We start from the raw sequence: 6,898 nt of genomic DNA, 5'->3' as shown, positions 1-6,898 counted from the left end.
ATCGCTTTGGCACTCTACTATCATGATGTGATATATAATCCAAGGCGCTCAGACAATGAATTAGAAAGTGCAGAATATGCGGTAGAAGCATTAAAAGGATATCTAAGTGCTGAGCAATGCCAACATATCTACGCACTGATTATGATGACAGCCACTCATGAGCTGCATGAATGCCTAGACAAAGATACCGTCAGTGATGCGGCTTATCTCTTAGATATGGATTTGAGTATTTTGGGTGCGCCTTGGTCTGAGTATCACCAGTATGCGCAAGCCGTCCGTCAAGAATACGCACACGTGACCAAAGAAAATTACCGCGTTGGGCGCATTGCGGTACTGGAAAAGCTATTAACGCACCCAACGCTGTATCTGACAGAGTATTATCACGCACGCTTAGAAGAGCAAGCTCGAGACAATATCAAGCATGAAATCAATCTTTTACGCGCATCTTGATAAATAGCTCGCTGCCTTGCCGTGCTGGGTGTGAATTATAGCTCATCTCCATGATATCAATGTCAAAATGAGTCGTAAAACGCTGCTGATACTCTTCTTTTGTACCGCCAAAAGGCGGTTCTTGTCGCCCAAAGTCTTTATCGAATAGCAATCCAACGAGCTTACCTCTCGGTTTAAGCAATCGTGCCATTTGCTGCACATACTCATCTCGGCGCGCAGGGTTTATCGCACAAAAAAACGTCTGCTCAAGCACCCAATCAAATTGATGTTGCTCAGCCGATAAATCAAAAAAATCGTCGCAGATTAGCTTATCAGTTGGAAAATCAAGATAACGCTCAGCAAAGTCTCTAATCGGTGCAGGGGCAAAATCAACCAAAGTGACATTGGTAAATCCTTGCTCATGCAAGTAGCCGACTTCATAAGCATTACCCGCCCCTGGTACCAAAATAGCCTGATTTTTAGCGGCTTCAGGTAACTGGTCAATATAAGATTTTAGTGGCGGCGATATCTGCCCCATATCCCAACCGATACTATCTTGCTCATAACGTTGCTGCCAGAACCCCGCTTGATTGACGCTTTCCATAAGACATCCTTTTCTCTCTAATTTTCTTATTTAAAGCCGTTTATATAACAATGTTATTAAACGACATGATTTGTATCGTTATTGTCTATCATATCAGTCTTATCAATGTCATTTACATATTATTGACACTATTTGTGCACTATTTCTAATCAAGCTGACCACCTTTACCTGCCAGCATATTATGCCAATGCTGGTAGTCAGGCATCGCTGTTGCCACCGTTTGCCAGAAAGCAGCGCTATGATTGGCATGATGTAAATGACAAAGCTCATGGACGATGACGTATTCGGTACATTCAATAGGATAAGCAGGTAAATAGACAGACAACCAAATGCGGCGCGCGCGAGTGTTACAGCTACCCCAGCGCGTATGCATCTTTTTTAGGCGTATCTCATTGGCTGTCGCCCCGATAATCGGTTGCCACTTTTCAAACAATACAGGGGCAACTTTGAAAAGCGCTTGTCGATAGTAGGCTATTTTTTTATCGTGGTTTAAAGTGAACGGTTGCGCGATACCCCATAATAAAAGTGAGCTATCAGCAATTGAAGACTCGGACAAGGTGCTTTGTTTACGTTTGTATTGTTCTAAAACTTGCGCATGATTTTGTATAGCCCACGGCACCCGCTTAGCAATAGACTCTGCCATTTGTGCAGGGCTAATAAATGAAGGCACTGACACCATCAATACATGAGGCTTTAAGCGAAAATTGATGTTTTTGACGCGCTTTTTGCTCACCTGTAGTTCAATGCCTGCCTCTGACAAACAAGAAATCGTGCTTTGCAATAAAGGGCTATGGTATTCAGGTGACACATTCATGGTCATAGCGCTTGCAGATGATTATCAAAAGACATCATATGGCATTTGCTATCTGTACCAATAGCGTCATTTTTGGCGATAGTATCTGAGTTTAGTTCTGAGTCTAGTATGGTTAACTCATTGATATTTAATCTGGTTAATTGACCTTGCCCATCACTAACGATAAAGCCTGATTGTTGCCCTATATTAGCCTTAACAACATCGTTATCACTGTCTATCTTGCCGCTATAAACGGAGGCACCTGCACAATCTGGCAGACTGATAGAGTTGATTAATACTCGAGTGGTCAAATCAAATAGTGCCGCACAGCCACCGATTGGTGTGGTTACACATAGTAAATTGCGTTCACTATCGACAGCCACACTAGCGATATATTGGTGAAAGCGTTGCCACTGATTATTGGGCATTATCAAAGGTGTAAAATTGATATCGCCACGTTTATGGGTCAGAACTAACGGTACATTGATATGCTTCTCACCTTGAAACTGAATCCCAATCATCACCGTCCCATCATCGTGCATCGCCAAATGACGTACACTCATCTGATTGTGTTCAGGAGTAATCTGCTCAAGCAATGACCCATCATGCCGATTTAGATACACCAGTGAGGGGTGCATGGTATCAAGGTTCAGCTCCTCTCGCGAGGCTTGTTCAGTTTTGATACCACCATTAGCAATCACTAAAGTCCCGCCATTTGGATGCATAATGAGCTCATGCGGACCGATACCATACGAATTAAATTCTGCTATTTTTTGATAAGCGCTATCAGCGGCATAAACACCGATTTTGCCATCTAAACTTAGCGTATCATTTTCAGTCACATATAACTTTGAGCCATCTAAGCTATAGCAAGCATGACCATAAAAATGACGATTGGTTACCGAACTAATAGCAAATTTTACTTGTCCTGTCGCAGTATCAAGTACCCAAAACTTTTCACTAGGTCGACGACCCATCACCACAACGTCACGACTTTGATGATTATTTAGATGATCGTTGACCGTACTATCTTGATCGCTAAACACAGGTTGAACAACGATATCATGGACGCGCTCAGGCATGGTGGTTTGCCATACTATCTCTCTGTTAGCATCGATACCGACCACACCAAAATCGTTTTCATTATTCTCATCTAGCAATGAGATATCTTTTGGCATAGAAGCCACACCACTAACCCAACATACAGGGCGAGTAAGCATGGTAGTAGTATGCATTACACTAAAATCATTAGTCGCCAAATCATGGCTACTGCTCTGCTTATCAGTCATTGGCAAGCGATACACTTGTTGCAACGTCGACGCTGCCTGCTGGCAAGCATAGCAAAAATGCCTGAGCGTTGACCTTGAATGACTGGCTGACTGTAAGACATTCAACTGAGTATAAATGCCGCTTACATAATCTTGTAAGCTAGCATCAGGTCGATGCTGCTTACGATAACGATGATGTATACCAACGAAAGTTGCTGTGCCAAGCACTGTCAGTATTGAGGTTGTCAGCAGCTCATGGCTAAATGGTTTTGCTTTTAGCTGAGGCGACTGCTGATCCATGTCCGTAGCTAACTCAGCTACTGACGCTGCTGTACTCGCTTTAATAATAGCCATTATTTAATCGCCATCGGTGCTATTAAAACCAACACGGATGCCGAGCGTTGGAATCAATTGACGTTTGATTAAGCGCGTAATGATAGTTAGATGATCATATAGCTCTTGCTGCGTGGCTTTATCGGCAGTAGCCAGATCTTCTGGCATTTGTGCCAATAGCGCCGTGGTATCAGCAAGGGCTGTTGATAGCGTATCTGCTACGCTATTGTCATTATTGCTGCCCAAAATAGCAGTCAGTACCGGATCGGTCATGGCTTTATTTAAGGTCGCCAATTTTGCATTGATAATCGCGCGGCTTTGCCCTGCGCTCGCAGCAGGTAGATGACCTTTGGCTTTACCGCTCAAGCCTAATGGCTGCTCAATGGCGTTAGATTTCATCGTCTCAACCAACGACAGTAGGGAATTAATCCATTGGTTCAAGCCTTGGTCACTTTCGGTAGTTTTATCAATAGCCAACAGCTTAGTGGCGTTTTGTTGCCAGTTTTTCTCGATAGCTTTTAGGCGTGTACTCAGCGCACTACTCGCACTCATGATATAAGCGCACTGACCGGCATCTAAGCTGTCATTGGCATAGAGTGCTTCCTCTAGACCGGGGACACCTTGGACAACGGCGCTCTCGTTAGCAAGTTGCTCAGCCGTCATTTTTGGATTGGCAGCGATAAGATCCGCCACCCCGCTATGTACCAAGCCGCGCTCGTCAGGATAGTAGTTGATATATAGATTGCTCATACTGGCGGTCGCAGGACCAAAATTGACCATCTCAGCACTTGCCCATGCTTGCGCTAATAGCAGCCACTGGTCACGTAGCGCTTGCAACTCATCACCGCTGACTGGTGATTTTTGACAATGTTTTTGTGCCAAATCATGCAATAGATCACTTTGTTTCGCCGCGTCAGCATAAGCGGGTATGACAATCTCATTAGCGACATGGGTTAAATAGGTTTTTTTAGTCTCAGCACTGATATCGACAGCGACTATCTTTTCCGCATTTTTATCTGTACTACCATTAACTGCGGCATTTTCGCCAGTTTTCGGCGACGCGCTGTCTTGTGCAACTTGGCTATCTACTTCAGCAGCTTTATTTTCATCAGCAGGTTTGACGCAGCTAATGAGTATGCCGGCGCTTAATGCAGATAGCGCCATTGCTAACGCATGGTTTATTTTCATAGATTTCTCGGTAATATTATCAATCGTTATTGTAGAGCATCAGTATCGTAGTGACAGAGCAGTCAGGCGGATAAACTTATCTATCTGTTATTTAAGCATTAGAAATACACAGTCAGACGCTTATAGGGACTGTAAAAACGCATTCAATTCAGCACGTCCTTGTTTATCAAGCGTCAGCACTTTCTGCTGCTGTTTTTTGGCTTCACCGCCATGCCATAGTACCGCTTCCATCAGCGTGCGGGCACGGCCATCATGTAAAAACGTCGCTTGCGGATCAACCGTCTGGGCAAGTCCAACTCCCCATAAAGCGGGCGTACGCCATTCATAAGAGTTGGCTAAAAACTCAACCTGCAAGTTTTTTGGTGGCAGCTTGCCAGCAATGGTGCGATCCGCAAGGTCATCACCCATATCATGTAGCAACATATCTGTATAAGGGTAAATCACCTGTCCATGCTGCTCAAGATGGTCATCAGCGGTTTTTGGTAGCTGATATCTTGGCGTATGGCAGCTTTGACAACCCATATCGTAAAAGCGTTTTTTACCTGCTAATACCAACTTATCATCCGCATTACGGCGATGCGGTACTGCCAAATTGCGCGTATAAAATTCTACAAATTTTGCCACCTCATCATTGACTTCAACCGGTGGTTTGCCATTGCCTTGCTCATCAGCGCCTGTTGTCGCCTTTATACAAACGAGTTGTGTTGGCATGCAGGATTCATTAGGACGAATATTTGAGGTTAAACCCATGTCTTCATTAAAGGCACTTTGATTTTGGGTAATCAGCTTGGTTTGCCCTGCTTTCCAGCCAAAGCGACCTAATGCTACCTTTCCTGTTTGCGGATCCATGACCCAGTTAAATTTACCTTTAATATCATTGTTATTTTTATGATTGCTAGCCGCTTGTTTTTTAATATCAGCATCGGGTATTTGTTCGAGTAGCCCAAGTCCAATCATAGGTAAAGCAACACGTGGCGATACCATGAGCTCCTCATCAAATGCACCATAACCCGGATTGGTTAAGTTAAAGGTTGGCGCGCGCAAGGTTTCGACATGCCCATCCGCGAAGGTAACCGGCTTGTCTGTCCACTGCACGGCGATCCTTGCTTCTGCCGGCACACCTTGAATACCACGGTCTTGTAATTGACCACCGTACATAGGATGGGCAACTTTTTCAATGAGTGAGTCCTTTAACTGCTGACGCTGCTCATCTGTGGTTGCTGGCATAGCAAGACGAATCAGCAGACTGTCGGCATCGTCATCAGCGTTCATGGGGGCATGCCCACGACCGTCTTTTACATGACATGACTGGCAGGCAGCGACGTTAAATAACGCCCCAAGACCATCTCGGCTGTCAGTACTGGCAGGCGCAATCACCCACGGCTGACGGAAAAACGCATTGCCAATAAAGAACGAGCCTTTACGAGATGCGGTGATGTTTGATGAAGGTTTAGAGTAGCTCTCACTGCTGGCAATACTAATCCCAGTATCACCGCCTTGTTTAATCTCTTGTGGATCAAAGCTTGCTAGCTGCTGCATAGGCACGCCTGCTAGCGCCTCAATCGTCTGAATGCGCTCAGGGGTCAAGACCTCAGACTGCAGGCTTTCTGACTTTTGATGGTCTTTATCAGCTGCGTTATCATTATTGTCTTTGACTGGCTGACAGGCGCTAACTGACAGGGCGCCTATTAATGCCAGCGATAATGTTAATGGCGCAGACATACTGACAGAGGCAGTTTTAAACTGGGATTTAACAGAAGAATGAATTGCGGAGAGTCGTTTGGCGGTAGAAGCTTTCTTGACGTGCATAGAGTACCTTAGTTCTGGTATAGAACCATTAAAATCGCGTGCTATAAAGTTTTTTACTTCTAGTCGATAAGTGGCAGCGGCACACTGACTTATCTGGCTATTTTAATACGCTATGAAAAAACACGTTACCAAGCAAAATTGACAACGTGTTTATCATACATAACTTATTTTCTTATGAAAATCATTCTCATTCACTGATAACGACCCTTCAGGCATTATCAGTGAATATAATGCCTAATAAGCTAGTAAATGAATAAAAAATTAGAACTGCGAACCTGCATCTGCATCTAAATTGTCAATACCAACTGCTTTTGCGGCATTTTCAATACCAGCCGTCAGCGCTTGCAAGCTTGTAATACTGCTTTCAATCCAGCCACGACGCTTATTTTGCTCTTCAGCCGTCACACCCTGTTTAATTGCCTGCCCTACGGTGGCAATCATCTGATCAACCTTGATATTTTCTTTCTCGCCTTT

The 6,898-nt window shown here is 44.3% G+C and carries 6 protein-coding genes and 1 pseudogene; 1 reads left to right on the top strand and 6 read right to left on the bottom strand.

The annotated features are described in order from the left end of the window. Positions 1-450 (top strand): hypothetical protein (locus VLN09_RS01185; protein ID WP_325243301.1); only part of this gene is annotated, 450 nt, incomplete at its 5' end. Here VLN09_RS01185 and VLN09_RS01180 read toward each other — a convergent pair. The 6 genes and pseudogenes from VLN09_RS01180 to VLN09_RS01155 form a co-directional block, all read right to left on the bottom strand. Then, positions 428-1,033 carry a methyltransferase domain-containing protein gene (locus VLN09_RS01180; protein ID WP_325243299.1) on the bottom strand — a complete coding sequence of 202 codons (606 nt, stop codon included), beginning with the start codon at positions 1,031-1,033 and terminating at the stop codon, positions 428-430. The genes VLN09_RS01185 and VLN09_RS01180 overlap by 23 nt on opposite strands. A gap of 145 nt (positions 1,034-1,178) precedes the next feature. Next, positions 1,179-1,847, bottom strand: a complete 669-nt coding sequence (locus VLN09_RS01175) for a M48 family metallopeptidase (RefSeq protein ID WP_325243297.1) — start codon at positions 1,845-1,847, stop codon at positions 1,179-1,181. Between the two features lie 2 nt (positions 1,848-1,849). Then, on the bottom strand, positions 1,850-3,448 hold the full coding sequence (locus VLN09_RS01170) for a DUF1513 domain-containing protein (RefSeq protein WP_325243295.1): 1,599 nt from the start codon (positions 3,446-3,448) through the stop codon (positions 1,850-1,852). A 3-nt stretch (positions 3,449-3,451) separates the two neighbouring features. Further along, positions 3,452-4,615, bottom strand: a complete 1,164-nt coding sequence (locus VLN09_RS01165; protein WP_325243293.1) for an imelysin family protein — start codon at positions 4,613-4,615, stop codon at positions 3,452-3,454. Positions 4,616-4,735: 120 nt separating this feature from the next. Continuing rightward, positions 4,736-6,424, bottom strand: coding sequence for a di-heme oxidoredictase family protein (locus tag VLN09_RS01160; RefSeq protein WP_325243291.1), 1,689 nt, complete (start codon positions 6,422-6,424; stop codon positions 4,736-4,738). 261 nt (positions 6,425-6,685) lie between these two features. Further along, positions 6,686-6,898: pseudogene (locus VLN09_RS01155) on the bottom strand (imelysin); the annotation flags it as partial.

The sequence above is a fragment of the Psychrobacter sp. genome (assembly GCF_035469765.1).
GTDB lineage: Bacteria > Pseudomonadota > Gammaproteobacteria > Pseudomonadales > Moraxellaceae > Psychrobacter.
The sequence above is the reverse complement of the archived record's forward strand: the minus strand, read 5'-3'. Positions and strand labels throughout refer to the sequence as shown.

What these genes read in the sequence shown, in the direction of transcription:
- VLN09_RS01180 (WP_325243299.1), bottom strand. Translation starts at nt 1,033, where the DNA reads ATGGAAAGCGTCAATCAAGCGGGGTTCTGGCAGCAACGTTATGAGCAA.
- VLN09_RS01175 (WP_325243297.1), bottom strand. Translation starts at nt 1,847, where the DNA reads ATGAATGTGTCACCTGAATACCATAGCCCTTTATTGCAAAGCACGATT.
- VLN09_RS01170 (WP_325243295.1), bottom strand. Translation starts at nt 3,448, where the DNA reads ATGGCTATTATTAAAGCGAGTACAGCAGCGTCAGTAGCTGAGTTAGCT.
- VLN09_RS01165 (WP_325243293.1), bottom strand. Translation starts at nt 4,615, where the DNA reads ATGAAAATAAACCATGCGTTAGCAATGGCGCTATCTGCATTAAGCGCC.
- VLN09_RS01160 (WP_325243291.1), bottom strand. Translation starts at nt 6,424, where the DNA reads ATGCACGTCAAGAAAGCTTCTACCGCCAAACGACTCTCCGCAATTCAT.